Raw genomic sequence first — 18,029 nt, forward strand, 5'->3', positions numbered from 1 at the left:
CAAGCTAGGAACTATTGCTATATCTGAAACACAGAAAATCGCTCATCTAAAGCGCGACATCGTTAACTGAAGACGCCCACGCTCAACTCGAGCATTCTTCGTTCTGTCGTTTCGACATAGCAATAGTCCCTATATCCCAATTGAAGAGGATTCTATCGTGGCTCGTAAAACACCGATTGAGCGCTACCGTAATATTGGTATCGTCGCTCACGTAGACGCAGGTAAAACCACCACAAGTGAACGTATTCTATTCTACACTGGTCTTTCTCATAAGATTGGTGAGGTTCACGATGGCGCTGCTACCATGGACTGGATGGAGCAGGAGCAAGAGCGTGGTATCACTATCACCTCCGCTGCCACGACCACTTTCTGGCGTGGTATGGAAGCGCAATTCCAAGATCACCGCATTAACATCATTGATACTCCTGGACACGTTGATTTTACCATCGAAGTAGAGCGCTCGTTGCGCGTACTCGACGGCGCCGTTGTCGTTTTTTGTGGTTCATCTGGTGTTGAGCCGCAATCGGAAACGGTTTGGCGTCAAGCAGATAAGTATCATGTCCCTCGCATGGTGTTCGTCAACAAGATGGACCGTGCAGGCGCTGACTTCCTTCGTGTCGTTAAGCAAATCAAGACTCGTTTGGGCGCCAATCCTGTGCCTATCCAACTTAACGTTGGTGCGGAAGATGAGTTCCGAGGCGTGATTGATCTTATCAAGATGAAGATGATCAACTGGAACGAAGCTGACCAAGGTATGACCTTCAATTATGAAGAGATTCCAGCAGATATGGTTGATCTGGCTGAAGAGTGGCGCAGTAACCTAGTCGAATCAGCAGCGGAAGCCAGCGAAGAGTTGATGGACAAATACCTTGAAGAAGGTGAGTTGACCGAGAGTGAAATCAAGCAAGCGCTTCGCACTCGTACACTGAATAACGAAATCGTATTGGCCACTTGTGGTAGCGCGTTTAAGAACAAAGGCGTGCAAGCCGTGCTGGATGCCGTGGTGGAATACCTACCATCACCGATCGATGTACCTGCGATCAAAGGCATCGATGAGAACGAAAACGACGTTGAGCGCCATGCTGACGATAACGAACCGTTTTCAGCGTTGGCATTTAAAATTGCCACCGACCCGTTTGTTGGCACGCTTACCTTCATGCGCGTTTACTCAGGTGTCGTCAACTCAGGCGATGCTGTGTACAACTCAGTGAAGCAGAAGAAAGAGCGCTTTGGGCGTATCGTTCAGATGCATTCCAACAAGCGTGAAGAAATCAAAGAAATCCGCGCGGGTGACATTGCGGCGGCGATCGGCCTAAAAGATGTCACCACGGGTGATACGCTTTGTGATGCGAACCACAAGGTGATCCTAGAGCGCATGGAATTTCCTGCTCCAGTGATTCAGATTGCCGTAGAGCCACGCTCTGTTGCCGATCAAGAAAAGATGGCGATTGCGCTGGGTAAACTGGCTGCAGAAGATCCCTCATTCCGCGTCGAAACGGATGATGAAACCGGTCAAACCTTGATCTCGGGTATGGGTGAGCTTCACTTAGATATCATCGTTGACCGAATGAAGCGTGAGTTCAGCGTCGACTGCAACGTAGGTAAACCTCAGGTGGCTTACCGTGAAACGATCCGCGGCAGCGCGGAAGTGGAAGGCAAGTTTGTTCGCCAATCTGGTGGTCGTGGTCAATATGGTCACGTATGGATCAAACTAGAGCCCTCTGAACCGGGTGCGGGTTTTGTCTTTGTCGACGAAATCGTGGGTGGTGTGGTTCCAAAGGAATACATCAGCTCGGTAGCGAAAGGTATCGAAGAGCAAATGAACAGTGGTGTTTTAGCAGGCTACCCTGTACTAGATATTAAAGCGACCTTGTTCGACGGTTCTTACCACGATGTTGACTCTAACGAGATGGCGTTTAAGATCGCTGGCTCGATGGCATTCAAGAAGGGTTCATTAGAAGCACAACCTGTACTTCTTGAGCCGATGATGAATGTTGAAGTCACCACTCCTGAAGATTGGATGGGTGACGTTGTAGGTGACCTAAACCGCCGTCGCGGTATGATTGAAGGTATGGACGATGGTGTTGCGGGTATTAAAATTATCCGTGCCCAAGTGCCACTCTCTGAGATGTTTGGTTACGCTACAGACCTCCGTTCTGCGACTCAAGGCCGTGCGTCTTACTCTATGGAGTTTAATGAGTACGCTGAAGTACCGAAAAACTTTGCAGACAAAATTGTTGCAGAGCGAGGTTATTAATGAAGCGGCTTGATCATTGAAAAAGTGTGTGCTTTTTTTAAAGATCAAGGCGTCGAAATATTGCGCTGACGGACGTTGGCGCATAAAATAGCAATTTCTGGCGCGTCTCGATCAATTCTGATCGTGGCGAATCATAACTAGGAAGGAACACGAACGTGTCTAAAGAAAAATTTGAACGTGTAAAACCGCACGTAAACGTTGGTACTATCGGCCACGTTGACCACGGTAAAACAACTCTAACTGCAGCTATCTGTACTACTCTTGCAAAAGTTTACGGCGGTGCTGCTCGTGACTTCGCATCTATCGATAACGCTCCAGAAGAGCGTGAGCGCGGTATCACAATCGCAACTTCTCACGTAGAGTACGACACTCCAACTCGTCACTACGCACACGTAGACTGTCCAGGACACGCGGATTATGTTAAGAACATGATCACAGGTGCTGCACAGATGGACGGTGGTATCCTAGTTGTTGCTGCGACAGATGGCCCAATGCCACAAACTCGTGAGCACATCCTACTAGGCCGTCAGGTTGGTATTCCTTACATCATCGTATTCATGAACAAATGTGACATGGTTGACGATGAAGAGCTACTAGAACTAGTAGAAATGGAAGTACGTGAACTTCTATCTGAGTACGATTTCCCAGGTGATGACCTACCAGTTATCCAAGGTTCTGCACTAGGCGCACTAAACGGCGAAGAGCAGTGGGAAGCGAAAATTGTTGAACTAGCAGAAGCGCTAGACAACTACATCCCAGAGCCAGAGCGTGCAGTAGACATGCCGTTCCTAATGCCAATCGAAGACGTATTCTCAATCCAAGGTCGTGGTACTGTAGTAACAGGTCGTATCGAGCGCGGTATCCTAAACGTAGGTGACGAAGTTGCTATCGTAGGTATCAAAGACACTACTACTACAACATGTACTGGTGTTGAAATGTTCCGTAAGCTTCTAGACGAAGGTCGTGCGGGTGAGAACGTTGGTGCACTTCTACGTGGTACTAAGCGTGACGAAGTTGAGCGTGGTCAAGTACTAGCTAAGCCTGGTTCAATCACTCCACACACTAAGTTCGAGTCAGAAGTTTACGTACTGTCTAAAGATGAAGGTGGTCGTCACACTCCATTCTTCAAAGGCTACCGTCCACAGTTCTACTTCCGTACAACTGACGTAACAGGTAACATCGAGCTACCTGAAGGCGTAGAAATGGTAATGCCAGGCGATAACATCAAGATGACTGTAGAGCTAATCGCACCAATCGCGATGGACGAAGGTCTACGTTTCGCGATCCGCGAAGGTGGCCGTACAGTTGGTGCTGGTGTTGTTGCTAAGATCTTCGATTAATTCTTACGAATTAATTGAAATCTAGCACTTCTCTTCATTCGTGAAGAAAGCGCGACAAGAAAAAGGGGAGCTTAGGCTTCCCTTTTTCGTTTCTTGACGGCGAGCGAATGAGATGAGTTATAAGAAAAACATCGACGAGAAGAGATGTCGCTATTATTTTTATCGCTAGATCATTAGCTTACTGGCGGCATTGAAAATGCTTCGCTGCTAAGTGAATCAGACCCACATTTCCTCATTTCTTTTATAACCAATCGATCTATATTTTACTCATTTGAGACTGGTAATAAGAATGGTTCTCTTTTATATTCAATCTAGAAGTCGTTAGGTCAGGTAGTAAAATTATGTTCGTTTGTTTGTGTCATGGCGTCTCGGATAAAAAAATCCGCAAGTTAGTTGTCGAAGAGGGCGTGACCGATATAAAAGGAATCAAGAAATGCACAGCCTTAGGCACCCAATGTGGTAAGTGTGTGCGCACGGCGAAAGAGATCATCAACGAATCGGCAGTGAATCTGTTTAAACAAGCTAGCTAATCCACTAGCTAAAAATGTGTCGACTTTTTTGACACCTTCTCATTTGGTTCTACAGTTAAAAGAGCCAAAGAGGAGGGCTTCTGTCATGAAAGGCGATCCAATTATTATCCAGCATCTCAACAAAATTCTCGGCAATGAACTCGTTGCCATCAACCAATACTTTCTTCATGCTCGTATGTACAAGGACTGGGGGCTAAAGCACCTCGCAGACAAAGAGTACCATGAGTCTATCGACGAGATGAAACACGCCGACCATCTCATCGAGCGCATTTTATTTCTAGAGGGCATTCCTAATCTTCAAGACCTCGGTAAGTTGATGATCGGGGAAGACACCAAAGAAATGCTCGAATGCGATCTGAAGTTAGAGCTGATGGCCATACCGGATTTGAAAGACGCCATCGCCTATGCGGAAGACATTCGAGACTACGTCTCTCGCGATCTGTTCCAAGAAATCCTAGAAGATGAAGAAGAACACGTGGATTGGCTTGAAACGCAACTTGGATTGATTGATATGACCGGTATCGAAAACTATCTCCAAGCGCAATTTGTTGATGAAGATTAACTAACGTTTCACTAACGTCACTACCGAAGCTGAGTGTACGCGTTGCCTACAACGCACACTCGGCAACCTAGCCAAGTTTGTCATACCTAACTCATCTTTTCTCTTGATTAAACTGCTTTCTTTCTGTACTATTCCGGCTCCTTAAATCTCAGTCAATTATCTTTAGTTCCTTGCTTCCTCTGGACGACTGAGCCAATTGTGGAAGCTGAATAATCCGTAAGGAGCAACCCATGCGTCATTACGAAATCGTATTCATGGTGCACCCAGATCAAAGCGAGCAAGTTGCTGGCATGATCGAGCGTTACACTGGTTCAATCACTGAAGCTGGCGGTACTATCCACCGTCTAGAAGACTGGGGCCGCCGTCAACTGGCTTACCCAATCAACAAGCTTCACAAAGCTCACTACGTTCTAATGAACGTGGAAGCTGATCAAGCTGTTATTGATGAGCTAGAAACTGCTTTCCGTTTCAACGATGCAGTTCTACGTAACATGATCATGCGTACTAAAGCGGCTATCACTGAGCAATCTATCATGCTTAAGCAGAAAGAAGAGCGTGCTCCTCGTCGCGAAGAGCGTGCTGAAGCTAAGCCAGAAGCAGCGGCTGAGTAATTTCACTTATGACCAATCGAATGGAGCTCAGTGGCACCATTGCTAAGCCTCCCATTCGAAGTAAAAGCCCAAGTGGTATTGAACACTGTCGGTTTTGGTTAGAGCATCGCTCGACCATGATTGAAGCTGACCTACCGAGACAAGTCTATTGTCGTCTACCGGTCGTGATCAGTGGGCAAAGGTCACAAGCATTGACTCAGAATTTAGTACAAGGCAGTAACATTAAGGTAAGTGGTTTTGTCGCTTATCAAACCGGCCGAAATGGCTTTGGGAAATTAGTGTTACATGCCGACAACATTACTCAAATTTAAGATCAGGAGATAGCCCATGGCTCGTTTCTTCCGTCGTCGTAAATTCTGCCGTTTCACTGCAGAAGGCGTACAAGAGATTGATTACAAAGACGTAGCAACTCTTAAAAACTACATCACTGAAGCTGGTAAAATCGTTCCTAGCCGTATCACTGGTACAAGCGCTAAATACCAACGTCAACTAGCTCGCGCTATTAAGCGTTCACGCTACCTAGCTTTACTTCCGTACACTGACAAGCATCAGTAATCGGTCGTTTTATTAAGAAAGAGGATTAAGCAATGCAAGTTATTCTACTTGATAAAATCGGTAACCTAGGTGGTCTTGGTGACACTGCAAACGTTAAATCTGGCTACGCTCGTAACTTCCTTATCCCACAAGGTAAAGCAGTTATGGCAACTAAGACTAACGTTGAGATGTTCGAAGCTCGTCGTGCTGAGCTAGAAGCAAAAGTTGCAGAGCAACTTGCTGCTGCAGAAGCTCGCGCTGAGAAAGTGAACGCACTAGAAGCGGTCGTTATCGCTTCTAAAGCTGGTGACGAAGGTAAACTATTCGGTTCTATCGGTACTCGTGACATCGCTGATGCAATCACTGCAGCTGGCGTTGAAGTAGCTAAGAGCGAAGTTCGCCTTCCTGAAGGTGCTCTACGTACTACTGGTGAGTTTGAAATCAGCATCCAACTTCACTCTGAAGTATTTGCTGCTATCAACCTACAAGTTGTACCAGCTGAGTAATTCAGCCTTAAGACGAATAGCAAAACACCAGCCTCGGCTGGTGTTTTTTTATGTCTGCTATTTTGCTCAGGGTTCTTCTTTCATTTAGAACACAAACAGCAAGTTGACCGAAAACATACTATCAGCTTTGCTTAGCCCTTCTGGAACCTTATCGTGATATTGGCGATTGTGAGTGAGTTTAAGCGCAATATCCTCAGTGATGTTGTTGGTGACACTGATGTCGGTATCGGTTCGGGTGTTACTGTGGCCGCTAACCCAAGTCACGTCCGCGGAGAGACGTAGGTTTTCAAGCACTTGCCAACTGCTGTTGATGTTGCCACGAAAAATCGCTTCCCTCACAATGTTGGGAAAGATGATATCGTCATCATCAATTTCATCTAGGTTGGGTTCTTGGTAGCGATAACCCGGACCGACTTCGACTTCAAGCAAGAAGTCATCCGTGTTTGATAACTGATAACCGAGCCCTCCCGAAAGCGTGTGATCTTTGTAGTACGCGGTGTACTTTGAGTTGACCCCTTTATAACTCGAATAGAGGTAGGTCTTGGGCCCAAGTTTATAGTCACCTTGCATAGTGTAGGTGGACTGCCGCTTGTCTTCTGTCCCATCTTTGTAGAGCAGGTAGTATTTCCACTCTCCGCTGGTACGGTAGCGACCTTTAATGTACTCGGCACTTAAACGAGAGTTGAGCGATTCGGAGTCGGAGTTGCCCTTATGTGCTTGATAGCCGAATTCGACCTCTGTATCCCAGGGGGAAGGTACTTGGATATCCATTTCACTTTGATCCGTACTATCTGCGTAGGCCAAGGACGAGCCTATTAACCCCACGCACAATAACCAAAGTTTTGACACTCAGTACCTCTCGGTCGAAAAATAACAGGGCGCAATAATAAACAGGCTTTGTATTGACTTGGTCAGGGCGGAGTCAAAACTCAAATCGGATCGTTGTTCCTCGCTTGAAACGGGAGACATAGCGATGATTCTCGTTATAATGTTCGGTCAGGAACAAGTTGTTGAGTGAAATCATGGCCCAGAGCAAAGTAGAGAATCGGAACCTTAAACCACGAGACGCCCAAGTCGATGCCATCAAAGTCCCACCGCACTCATTAGAAGCCGAGCAGTCGGTCATTGGTGGCTTGCTGTTGGATAACGAGCGTTGGGATACCGTCTCTGAGCGTGTGGTCGCCAAAGATTTCTACAGTCGACCTCACCGTTTAGTGTTTCAAGCGGTACAAGCCATTTTGGAAGACAACAAGCCGCTTGATCTCATCACCTTGTCAGAATTTTTAGAGCAGCGCGAACAGCTTGATGAAGTAGGCGGCTTTGCTTATCTGGCGGACTTAGTCAAAAACACCCCGAGTGCGGCGAACATCAATGCGTACGCTGACATTGTGGCTGAGCGCGCACTGGTTCGTGACTTGATCGGTGTCGCCAATGAGATTGCCGATGCCGGCTACGATCCACAAGGACGCAGCTCAGAAGATCTGCTCGACTTGGCTGAGAGTAAAGTATTTGCCATTGCCGAGTCGCGCACCAATGAGAATGAAGGTCCGCAGAACGTCGACAACATTCTGGAAAAAACCCTCGAACGTATCGAACTGTTGTACAAAACGCCGCAAGACGGCGTGACTGGTGTCAACACGGGCTTTACCGATCTCAACAAGAAAACCGCGGGTCTACAGGGCTCTGATTTGGTCATTGTCGCAGCGCGTCCATCGATGGGTAAAACCACCTTTGCGATGAACTTATGTGAGACCGCGGCGATGGAGCAAGACAAGCCCGTGCTGATCTTCTCTCTTGAGATGCCCGCGGAACAGATCATGATGCGTATGCTCGCCTCGTTGTCGCGTGTTGATCAAACGAAAATTCGTACCGGTCAGTTGGATGATGAAGACTGGGCGCGTATCTCATCGACCATGGGGATTCTCATGGAGAAGAAGAACATGTACATCGATGACAGCTCAGGTTTGACACCGACGGAAGTGCGCTCGCGCGCTCGTCGTGTGGCTCGCGATCATGGCGGTCTGTCGATGATCATGGTCGACTACCTTCAGCTCATGCGCGTTCCTGCGATGTCGGATAATCGGACGTTGGAAATTGCCGAAATCTCTCGCTCATTGAAAGCGTTGGCCAAAGAGCTCAATGTCCCTGTGGTGGCGCTGTCTCAGTTGAACCGTTCCTTGGAGCAACGAGCCGATAAACGTCCGGTGAACTCGGATCTGCGTGAATCGGGCTCTATCGAGCAGGACGCCGACTTGATCATGTTCATCTACCGTGACGAGGTGTACAACCCAGATAGCCCGATGAAAGGGACCGCAGAGATTATCTTGGGTAAGCAGCGTAACGGTCCGATTGGTTCAGTGCGACTGACCTTCCAAGGTCAATGGTCGCGCTTTGACAATTACGCGGGTCCTGCGTTTGATATGGATGATGAATAATCGATGAGTTACATGAAAGCGGCAACCGCATCGATTAATTTGGATGCGCTGAAACACAATTTGGCTCGCATTAAACACCAAGCGCCGAGCAGCAAAATCATGGCCGTGGTGAAAGCGAACGGATACGGGCATGGACTTCGTCACGTTGCCAAGCACGCTGAAGGTGCGGACGCGTTTGGCGTCGCGCGCATTGAAGAGGCGCTGGGGCTTCGCGCTTGTGGTGTGGTGAAACCTATCCTCCTTCTCGAAGGCTTTTATTCGCCAGGGGATTTACCTGTATTAGTCACCAACAACATCCAAACGGTGGTGCACTGTGAAGAGCAGCTTCAAGCATTAGAAGATGCCGAGTTGGATACTCCTGTTGTGGTTTGGCTGAAAGTCGACAGCGGTATGCATCGCTTAGGTGTCAGGCCAGAGCAATACGAAACGTTTGTTGCCCGTTTGAAGCGCTGCCCGAATGTGGCGAAGCCGCTGCGTTACATGAGTCATTTTGGCTGCGCTGATGAGCTGGAAAGCAGCACCACGCAAGAGCAAACCGAGCTGTTTCTCTCTTTGACGCAAGGTTGTGAAGGTGAGCGTTCTCTCGCCGCGTCTGCGGGTTTACTGGCTTGGCCAGAGAGCCAGTTAGAGTGGGTGAGACCCGGCATCATCATGTATGGTGTGTCGCCATTTAATGATCAAAGCGCGGCGGATCTCGGCTATCAGCCAGTGATGACGTTAAAATCTCACCTCATTGCGGTTCGAGATGTGAAGCAAGGGGAAAAGGTCGGTTACGGCGGCACATGGACTTGCGCGCAAGACACCAAAGTCGGCGTGATAGCGATTGGTTACGGCGATGGCTACCCTAGAACCGCGCCCAATGGCACCCCAGTACTGGTCAATGGCCGCAGAGTGCCGATTGTCGGTAGAGTGTCGATGGATATGCTGACGGTCGATCTTGGCGGTGACGCACAAGACAAAGTGGGTGATGAAGCGATTCTTTGGGGGCAAGATTTACCCTCTGAAGAGGTGGCTTCCCACATTGGCACTATTGCTTATGAACTGGTGACTAAGCTCACTTCGCGCGTTGAGATGGATTACCAAAAGTCTCTGCAAAGCTATGAATAAACTGCGAATGCTGGCCCTAGTGGCCAGCTTTTTTATCGCTACCTTCTGCCACAGCGGCGAGAAAGATTCTGCGTTTTTGCCCTTTTATTTTAGTACCGAAACGCTCGGCAATACCTTCGGTGTTGCTGGGGTGGCGAAAGGCGTAGGGCAACCGCAAACCGTGCTCTTTGGCATGGGGTTGTACTCTGATAAAGCCAGTTATCTTGGTTATGTTGCGGCGTTCAATTACGCACTCTCCCCCCATTGGCTGGTCAGTACGCAGATGTACCAAGCGCGCTTTAATGACAACCCTTATTACCTTGGAGAGCAGGGGAGCAATGCGTCGCCTACGGGGGGCAGCACCATCACCAACGGTGATGAGCAGAACTACCAATTCGAGTTTAAATATTTGCTCCCTTGGGGGCTGGTTTCACAGCAAGGCATGAGTGGTGTGTTTGCGCCATCACGTCCGGTCAGCACCGCCTCACCGTACGACTCTGGCGTCACTTCCATCAGCGTGACGCCGTTTTACTCAGAGCGTCAACTGGATGTCTACACTCAGGCAGAGAAAGCCACTGGCGTTGAAGTGAGCCTAAATTGGGATAACAGAGACAGTGTCCGCAACCCAACGAAAGGCTCACACTTGGCGTTCACGATCAGCATGGGCACAGAGCAGCGTCTTAGCGATAGCTGGATAAAGTGGGAAGCGCAGAACAGCCAGTATGTTGCCCTTGGCCCTTTGGGCAGTTGGTTTGATCAGCAAGTGCTGGCGTTTGATGTCTATGCCGCAGACACGCCGACCTGGGATGCCTGTGAGGGTTGTGCGAGACCGCCAGAGCAACTTCAGGCGCGACTCGGCGGTTTATATCGCCTACGAGGCTTTACCGCTGGGCGGTATCACGGTCGCTCGGCGCTGCACTACTCGATGGAGTATCGTGTCTTACCCGATTGGCAGCCGCTAGAGAGTGTGCCCGTTCTTAATTATTACGATCTGCCTTGGTGGCAGTGGGTACTGTTTGCCGAAGCCGGTCGTGTGGCTGATGAGTTTGATTTAGCCACGCTCCACTCAGATATGCAGTGGAACCTTGGCGGAGCAGTGAGGCTTCAGGTCGAAGGCGTGGTCGTTCGCGCCGAAATCGCGAAAGGAGCGGAAGAAGGCACGTTTCGCGTGATGATCAATCAGCCGTTCTAATCACACCGATGGGCTCTACTCTCCTTGCAGGGTGGCCATAATGGTTCGTGTCCCACCGTTGTCTCGGTGTTCACCCAGATAAATCCCCTGCCATGTGCCCAGTGCTAATCGACCTTGTCGAATCGGAATCATGACACTGGCACCGAGAATCGACGCTTTAATGTGCGCGGGCATATCATCATCACCTTCATAAGTATGACGGTAGTAAGGCGCGTTTTGTGGCACAAAGTGATTAAAGTGCGCTTCCATATCGCTGCGCACGGTAGGATCGGCGTTCTCATTGAGGGTAAGACTTGCGGACGTATGTTGGATGAATAGCTGTAATAAACCGACAGAAATCGATTGAATTTGTGGCAATTGTTGCTCAATTTCATCGGTAATGAGATGAAACCCGCGCGGTTTCGCGCGCAATTGTACTTGGGCCTGAGACCACATAAAGACTCCTTATCTAGACAAACCCGTTGGCAAAATTGCTTAGGGTTAGTGCAGTGATTAACGGTGCAGCATCACCAAAATCAATGCTATTATTCCACGTGCAACGACGCAGTTGCTCGGTTTTGAAGCGGGTAACGTGACCTAACTCAAAGAGAGTGAGGGTACCCTAGGTCATAATGAGCAACTGAAAAAAAATTACAATTATTCTTCATCTTCAAATTCGGGGATTCCACCAGTTTTCGCTAGACTGAATGGAATAAAAACGGACTGTAACATCGGGATAACGACCATGTTGAAAACTATCAATCCAACGCAGACATCCGCTTGGAAAGCACTCACTGCACATTTTGAATCCGCGCAAGATATGGATCTTAAAGCGCTCTTCGCACAAGACCCAGCGCGCTTTGACAAATTTTCTACTCGCTTTGGCGACGATATGCTTGTCGACTACTCAAAAAACCTCATCAATGAAGAGACGTTAAAGCATCTGTTTGCTTTGGCGCAAGAAACGGATCTGGCGTCCGCGATTGAGGCCATGTTCAGTGGTTACACCATCAACCAAACCGAAGGCCGCAGCGTTCTGCACGTGGCGTTGCGTAATCGCAGCAACACGCCAATCATGGTCAATGGTGAAGATGTGATGCCAGCGGTGAACGCGGTTCTAGAGAAGATGAAATCGTTCTCTGAGCGTGTGATTGGCGGTGAGTGGAAAGGCTACACAGGCAAAGCCATCACCGATGTCGTGAACATTGGTATCGGCGGCTCTGACCTAGGCCCATACATGGTGACTGAAGCGCTCGCGCCGTACAAAACACACCTCAACATGCACTTTGTCTCTAACGTTGATGGCACTCACATCGCTGAAACGTTGAAGAAAGTAAACCCAGAAACCACACTCTTCCTTGTGGCATCGAAAACCTTCACCACGCAAGAAACCATGACTAATGCGCACTCTGCTCGTGATTGGTTCTTAGCATCAGCCGGTGATGAAGCGCACGTAGCTAAGCACTTTGCGGCCTTGTCGACTAACGCTAGCGCAGTGTCAGAGTTCGGTATTGATACCGACAACATGTTTGAGTTCTGGGACTGGGTCGGCGGTCGTTACTCACTGTGGTCTGCGATCGGTTTGTCGATTGTATTGGGTGTCGGTTACGACAACTTCATCGAGCTACTGACCGGTGCTCATGAGATGGACAACCACTTCAAGTCGACAGAGCTTGAGAGCAACATCCCAGTGATCATGGCGTTGATCGGTATTTGGTATAACAACTTCCACGGCGCAGAGTCGGAAGCTATTTTGCCATACGATCAGTACATGCACCGCTTCGCGGCGTACTTCCAGCAAGGTAACATGGAATCCAACGGTAAGTTTGTCGATCGCAACGGTGATGCTGTGACTTACCAAACGGGCCCTATCATTTGGGGTGAGCCAGGAACCAATGGTCAGCACGCGTTCTACCAGTTGATTCACCAAGGCACTAAGTTGATCCCATCGGATTTCATCGCGCCAGCGTTGAGCCACAACCCAACTGGCGATCACCATCAGAAATTGATGTCGAACTTCTTTGCTCAGACTGAAGCACTTGCGTTTGGTAAATCTGCAGAGACAGTGAAAGCGGAGTTCTTGGCGGCAGGCAAAACGGAGCAGGAAGTGGAAGCACTGGTGCCATTCAAAGTGTTTGAAGGTAACCGCCCAACGAACTCCATCTTAGTTAAGCAGATCACTCCACGCACATTGGGTCAATTGATTGCGATGTACGAGCACAAGATCTTTGTTCAAGGCGTGATTTGGAACATCTTCAGCTTTGACCAATGGGGTGTGGAGCTCGGTAAACAGTTGGCGAACCAGATCCTACCTGAGCTAGGCGATGACGCGCCAGTGAGCTCTCACGATAGCTCGACCAATGGCTTGATCAACGCGTTCAAAGCACTGAAAGCGTAATGATCGGCTGTTGACCGCCAAGTATGAAAACGCCAGCGATTGTCGCTGGCGTTTTTTTATCGTCTGATTTTGTTTGTCGGCCACTACACCGTGTGGTGAATGGAGGAGCTTGACGCGTCGGTATTGGCACTAAATTTCTGATTGAGGAGCGCCAACAGCTGATCGTAATACTGGGTGTTGGGCTTATTCCCCAGCAGTTTGCACAGTTCGTTGCCGGTAGGGCTAAAACGATAGTAGAGCAGTCTCACGCCTTTGCTGTGCGCTTGCAACAAGAGTTGTTTGCCTTGGTAGGTCAACGCCAGTGGTGAGTCGAGCTCAATCTCTCCCGATTCGAGCTCTGCTGAGTGCATCAGCCCCAGTTCAAACAACACCAATAAACTCGAATAGGGGAGTTGGAAGTTGCCGACATTGATGTTGTTGGTGGTATTTCGCTTGCCAAAACTAAAAATGCCCCCTTGGGCGCGGTAACCGATCAAGAGCTTGCGGCTGTTGTCTCCGCCAAAACTGCACGCCAGTGAGGATGCGCGTTGTAAGATCTGCGCCTCTTTAGGCGTCATATCTTGCAGCACTTTTAGGGCTTTCATCGACGTGGAGCCAGGGTTGGTGACTTCACGCTTCAGCACCTGAGCCCACAAACGTTGCATAGCGCTGTTGTGCACCTCTTGCGCCATATCGAAGAATCGATACAACCAATCTTGGTCAGGATCGCCTGCGGTTTCATTCTTACATGAGGTGTGAGCAAGCTTTAGGATCTGCTCAAGGTTTTTCTGTCTGAGCTCTTTGCGTTTACGCTCGCGCACCAAAGCGCGTTCGAGCGCCGTTTTTTCCGGCGTTTGCGCTTGCAGCATGGCATCCAACCCATATTGCTGGGCGATGGTGAGAATACGGCTGGCGCTGTCTTTGACGTAGCTGGATTTTTTTTCTTGCTTATGGGTGTGGGTGGCGTCGTGCTCAATCACAACCGGCTTATTTGGCTCAGACATGATGATATTCCTTAGCAGTCATATCGTTATTAAATCATATTGCACGCCGATGCCGGATGCTACCCGCCATAGAGTGTGATGCTTATCCGAATAAGATTATAAAAATATCACTATCACGAATGATAATAAGTTGTTAAAATTGTTGCTATTGTTTTGGAGGGCTTTATGAAGTTTTCAAGTGATGAAAAACTGAAAAAGCACCTGCTAATCGCCTTTTTACTCCTGACTTATCTCGGGATCCTAGCGTATCTCTCTCGATATCTGACCTAAGCTGGGCGTTTAACAGGTTGCTTTATTGTTAATGGATTCGAGGGGTTACTGATCGTCGTACTCAGTAATCGCGGTGCCTTCAATCAGGTAACCCGTTTCGGCCAGCTCATGACTCATGGTTTCTGTCTTGAGCGTACCCACCACATAAATCACGTCCCACAGCTGTTGCACTGGTGCCCCTTGAGGGAACTTCACGTAAATGATCTGGTTTGGTGGCGGTGGCGGTACGTGAATACAGGCACCAAAGTAAGGTACAAGCAAGAATTCGGTGACCTTCTCTGCATCCCCTTCTAAAGGAATGACAAAGCCAGGGATTCGCACTGTGCTGCCGTTAAGATCTTGGCGCACGCCGCCAATCTTTGATTGCTCCATCGTGCCACCTGAGTGGTCTACGTTTGGATCCGGCATACCGAATGAGTCAAACTGGTTGCGTTCATTCTCTGGTACGAGATCGATCCACTCTAAGGTTAATGGCTCCGAGGCGTGGCTGAAAAAGCTGGTCATTACCATGCTCATTACCAGCATAAATATAGAAACGATTTTGGTCATAATTACACTCTAATTGTCATTCCATCACTGAGAGATTGCCTGTAGGCGCGCAACGCGGGGATAAAGCCAATGACGGTTCCCGCCAGTTGAACAGCACCAAGTAGCATCAGTTCATACTGGGACAATATCTGCATTTGTAGGTTGATGCCATAGCTTTGTTGGATAATCGGTGCGGCAATGGCGAGCGCGAGATACAAGAAAGCGGTGCCGGTTAAGATGCCGATGAACGTCAGCGTACTGGCTTCTAAGATCAGCAAACTAAAGACATGGCGCGGTCTTGCGCCCATCGCGCGGAGAATCGCCATCTCTCGGCGGCGCTCTTGTAAGCTGGTTAACAGGCTCGACAGCATCCCCAATAACCCGGCGACCACCACAAAGCCAGAGACGGCCATCAGCGCTTGCTCGGCGACTGACATCATGCTCCACAACTCATGCAGAGCGATCCCCGGCATGATCGCGCTGAGCGGCTCTTTTGGGTAGGTGTTGATGGCACGCTGCAAGCTGAAGGTCTGAATTTTAGACTTTAGCCCGATCAGCATCGCGGTGATTTGTTTCGGCTGGAAGTCCATGCTGGCCAACTGATCCGCGTCTGGGTTGTTGCCCATATTGGCGCCGCTTTCCCATCCCACATGAATGGCTTCAATCGCCTCTAGCGAGACATGCACCGTTTTGTCTACGGGTGTGCCAGTAGGCGCTAAAACACCGACGACAGTAAAAGGGGCATTCTCATGACGGTTAAACGCTACGTCACTGATGCCATGCGCAATGATGATCTCTTCACCAACTTTATAGTCAAGCTCTTTGGCCACATCGGCGCCAATCACGGCTTCCAGTAAGGATTCAAACTCGCGCCCTTGCTTGATGACCAGCGGCTGCTTTTGTCCGTATCGATAGTGTTCAAAATAGCTGTGGTTGGTGCCCATCACGCGAAAACCTCGGTGCGAGTCACCTAGCGAGATAGGAATGGCCCAGTCGACCGCGCGATGTTGGCTAAATTCTTGGTAACTTTGCCAATCGATATTATTGGTCGCATTGCCAATGCGAAACACGGAGTAAAGCAGCAGATTGACCTGCCCAGAGCGTCCACCAACAATCAAATCTGTGCCCGAGATAGTGTTGGCAAAGCTGGATTTGGCTTGGGTTCGAATCCGCTCGACACCCAGTAGCAGCACGACGGAAATGGCCACGGTCAAAATGGTCAAGATGGCCGTCATTTTTCGGTTGCGTACACTTTTAAACGCAAGGCTGAGAGTCGGGGTCATACCTGGGCTCCTGCTTGATTGATCTGTTGTAAGTCGAGCGTGCGATCAAATTGCGCTTCTAAGGTCGGGTCATGACTCACAAACAGCAGGGTAGAGTTGGCGTGGTTGACTTGCTCAAGCAACAGTTCAATAAAAGCGCTGCGGTTGTTGTAATCGAGCGCAGAGGTCGGCTCATCGGCAATAATAATTTGTGGCTGACCGATCAAGGCTCTAGCGGCTGCGACGCGTTGCTGCTGACCAATACTCAGTTCAACCACAGGTTTATTGATCAGTGCCTGTGGCAGACGTAATTTATCCAATAGCTGTTTGGCGTTCTCTTGCAATGATGGGGTTACTTGGCTGCGTCTTAGCGCTGAAAACTGGCACGGCAGCATGACATTTTCCAGTACGCTCAAATAGGGCAGCAAATTGAACTGCTGGAAGATGTAGCCTATTTGGTCGGCGCGAAAACGGTCACGAGCACTGCCTGAAAGGGCAGACAGATCATGGCCAAGAACTCGAACTTGACCATTTGAGGTGCTATTGATGCCAGTGAGTAAGCCAAGCAGAGTTGATTTCCCGCAGCCACTTGGGCCTTTGATAAACAGATGTTCGCCGCGATTCACGGTTAACGACGGGATGACTAATGTTGGCTCACTGTTGCCAGGCCAGGTGTAATTTACTTGGTTTAACTCGACAACGGGATGCGCTTCTTTTGTCGCCATGAAGAGTCCTTGAGCTTGAAGGGGCGGCCCAACAGTTGGGCCGCGAATGAGGGTTAATGCTTAAACATCAACGATTAAAATGCAATACGAGTTTGACCTTGACCGAGTTTCAATGCGGCTTGCGTTTGATCGGTCAATAGGTTCACGCTGATCGCTTCCGTTGATGGGAAGTGGTTAAACCATTGCGTGTCGATGCTGTTAAGCGCTTGAATGCTTTCACACTCATAGTGGTACTCGATGGTGAATTCACCGTGACCACCGTGCGACTCGTGATCGTGTGAGTCATGATCGTGCTTATCATGGTCATGGCTGTCGTGGTCGTGCGAGTCATGATCGTGCTTATCATGGTCATGGCTGTCGTGGTCGTGCGAGTCATGATCGTGCTTATCATGGTCATGGCTGTCGTGGTCGTGTGAGTCATGATCGTGTGAATCATGATCGTGGTCATCGTGCCCCTCTTCACCGAGCGTATGAGAGACAGAGCGATGCTCAAGGCGACAGTTGGCCTGTGAGGCCAGCGTGAAAATGGTGCTTGCATCGTTGAGTGTGGTGACGGCGCGGCTTAGCGTCTCTTTTTGCTCATCGGTGTTTGGTGCGTGTTCAAAACCGACGACATCGGCGCCGGGAGCGGTAATTTCGATCAATAGCTCTTTGCCGTCTTGGGCAATATTAAACTCCACTTGACCATGGACGTGGGCATCGTGCTGACGAAATGTCTCTTCGGCAAAGGTGGTGGTTGAGAAAGCAAGCGTCATACCCAGTGCGATTGGTGTGAATGTGTTCATGTTAATTCCTGTGATGATTCATTAAAGGTTTGCCCAACATCGGGCG

General features: G+C 49.2%; 19 protein-coding genes. 12 read left to right on the top strand and 7 right to left on the bottom strand.

The genetic code is table 11. The features are described from left to right. Positions 1 to 157: 157 nt before the first annotated feature. The 8 genes from fusA (at position 158) to rplI (ending at position 6,340) form a co-directional block, all read left to right on the top strand. Positions 158 to 2,257: an elongation factor G gene (fusA, locus tag AC6R0R_RS02900; RefSeq protein ID WP_487903602.1), complete on the top strand. Its 2,100-nt coding sequence runs from the start codon at positions 158 to 160 to the stop codon at positions 2,255 to 2,257. A gap of 155 nt (positions 2,258 to 2,412) precedes the next feature. Further along, a complete protein-coding gene (gene tuf / locus AC6R0R_RS02905) occupies positions 2,413 to 3,597 on the top strand; it encodes an elongation factor Tu (protein ID WP_500625637.1) in 1,185 nt (394 codons plus the stop codon). 341 nt (positions 3,598 to 3,938) lie between these two features. Beyond that, on the top strand, positions 3,939 to 4,127 hold the full coding sequence (locus AC6R0R_RS02910; protein WP_334554990.1) for a (2Fe-2S)-binding protein: 189 nt from the start codon (positions 3,939 to 3,941) through the stop codon (positions 4,125 to 4,127). Between the two features lie 85 nt (positions 4,128 to 4,212). Next, positions 4,213 to 4,689, top strand: coding sequence for a bacterioferritin (gene bfr / locus AC6R0R_RS02915; protein WP_334554991.1), 477 nt, complete (start codon positions 4,213 to 4,215; stop codon positions 4,687 to 4,689). 230 nt (positions 4,690 to 4,919) lie between these two features. Next, on the top strand, positions 4,920 to 5,300 hold the full coding sequence (gene rpsF / locus AC6R0R_RS02920; protein WP_004747103.1) for a 30S ribosomal protein S6: 381 nt from the start codon (positions 4,920 to 4,922) through the stop codon (positions 5,298 to 5,300). Between the two features lie 8 nt (positions 5,301 to 5,308). Next, positions 5,309 to 5,611 (top strand): primosomal replication protein N, encoded by a 303-nt coding sequence (gene priB, locus AC6R0R_RS02925; RefSeq protein ID WP_500625638.1) that lies wholly within the window; start codon positions 5,309 to 5,311, stop codon positions 5,609 to 5,611. 16 nt (positions 5,612 to 5,627) lie between these two features. Beyond that, positions 5,628 to 5,855, top strand: coding sequence for a 30S ribosomal protein S18 (rpsR, locus tag AC6R0R_RS02930; RefSeq protein ID WP_000090472.1), 228 nt, complete (start codon positions 5,628 to 5,630; stop codon positions 5,853 to 5,855). A gap of 32 nt (positions 5,856 to 5,887) precedes the next feature. Continuing rightward, the gene (rplI, locus tag AC6R0R_RS02935; protein ID WP_487901818.1) at positions 5,888 to 6,340 is read left to right on the top strand and encodes a 50S ribosomal protein L9; all 453 of its coding nucleotides are present in this window, start codon (positions 5,888 to 5,890) and stop codon (positions 6,338 to 6,340) included. 84 nt (positions 6,341 to 6,424) lie between these two features. Here the strand turns inward: rplI and AC6R0R_RS02940 are convergent, their stop codons facing one another. Further along, positions 6,425 to 7,189, bottom strand: a complete 765-nt coding sequence (locus tag AC6R0R_RS02940; protein ID WP_500625639.1) for a DUF481 domain-containing protein — start codon at positions 7,187 to 7,189, stop codon at positions 6,425 to 6,427. Between the two features lie 173 nt (positions 7,190 to 7,362). Here AC6R0R_RS02940 and AC6R0R_RS02945 point away from each other — a divergent pair, with 173 nt between their 5' ends. The 3 genes from AC6R0R_RS02945 to AC6R0R_RS02955 are packed head-to-tail and all read left to right on the top strand — an operon-like array spanning position 7,363 to position 11,053. After that, a complete protein-coding gene (locus tag AC6R0R_RS02945; protein WP_500625640.1) occupies positions 7,363 to 8,775 on the top strand; it encodes a replicative DNA helicase in 1,413 nt (470 codons plus the stop codon). A gap of 12 nt (positions 8,776 to 8,787) precedes the next feature. Beyond that, positions 8,788 to 9,882 carry an alanine racemase gene (alr, locus tag AC6R0R_RS02950; RefSeq protein ID WP_487901822.1) on the top strand — a complete coding sequence of 365 codons (1,095 nt, stop codon included), beginning with the start codon at positions 8,788 to 8,790 and terminating at the stop codon, positions 9,880 to 9,882. After that, entirely contained in the window at positions 9,875 to 11,053 is a 1,179-nt protein-coding gene (locus AC6R0R_RS02955; RefSeq protein WP_500625641.1) for a BamA/TamA family outer membrane protein, read from the top strand. The genes alr and AC6R0R_RS02955 overlap by 8 nt, the downstream gene beginning before the upstream one ends. A gap of 15 nt (positions 11,054 to 11,068) precedes the next feature. Here AC6R0R_RS02955 and AC6R0R_RS02960 read toward each other — a convergent pair whose 3' ends face one another. After that, entirely contained in the window at positions 11,069 to 11,488 is a 420-nt protein-coding gene (locus AC6R0R_RS02960; protein ID WP_500625642.1) for a secondary thiamine-phosphate synthase enzyme YjbQ, read from the bottom strand. A 289-nt stretch (positions 11,489 to 11,777) separates the two neighbouring features. Here AC6R0R_RS02960 and pgi point away from each other — a divergent pair, with 289 nt between their 5' ends. Next, positions 11,778 to 13,430, top strand: a complete 1,653-nt coding sequence (gene pgi, locus AC6R0R_RS02965; RefSeq protein ID WP_500625643.1) for a glucose-6-phosphate isomerase — start codon at positions 11,778 to 11,780, stop codon at positions 13,428 to 13,430. Positions 13,431 to 13,513: 83 nt separating this feature from the next. On the opposite strand, the gene AC6R0R_RS02970 is transcribed toward pgi, so the two are convergent. The 5 genes from AC6R0R_RS02970 to zrgA all read right to left on the bottom strand — a co-directional run bounded on the left by AC6R0R_RS02970 (position 13,514) and on the right by zrgA (position 17,983). Next, positions 13,514 to 14,413, bottom strand: a complete 900-nt coding sequence (locus tag AC6R0R_RS02970; RefSeq protein ID WP_334554998.1) for a TIGR03899 family protein — start codon at positions 14,411 to 14,413, stop codon at positions 13,514 to 13,516. Positions 14,414 to 14,728: 315 nt separating this feature from the next. Further along, entirely contained in the window at positions 14,729 to 15,193 is a 465-nt protein-coding gene (locus AC6R0R_RS02975; protein WP_500625667.1) for a DUF3299 domain-containing protein, read from the bottom strand. 41 nt (positions 15,194 to 15,234) lie between these two features. Further along, positions 15,235 to 16,494: an ABC transporter permease gene (locus AC6R0R_RS02980; RefSeq protein WP_500625644.1), complete on the bottom strand. Its 1,260-nt coding sequence runs from the start codon at positions 16,492 to 16,494 to the stop codon at positions 15,235 to 15,237. Next, on the bottom strand, positions 16,491 to 17,198 hold the full coding sequence (locus AC6R0R_RS02985) for an ABC transporter ATP-binding protein (protein WP_500625645.1): 708 nt from the start codon (positions 17,196 to 17,198) through the stop codon (positions 16,491 to 16,493). Before AC6R0R_RS02985 ends, AC6R0R_RS02980 begins: the two co-directional genes overlap by 4 nt. A gap of 74 nt (positions 17,199 to 17,272) precedes the next feature. Beyond that, positions 17,273 to 17,983, bottom strand: coding sequence for a zinc uptake protein ZrgA (gene zrgA, locus AC6R0R_RS02990; RefSeq protein ID WP_500625646.1), 711 nt, complete (start codon positions 17,981 to 17,983; stop codon positions 17,273 to 17,275). Positions 17,984 to 18,029: the final 46 nt, after the last annotated feature.

It is taken from the genome of Vibrio sp. R12-SW3-ISO1 (genome assembly GCF_059834005.1).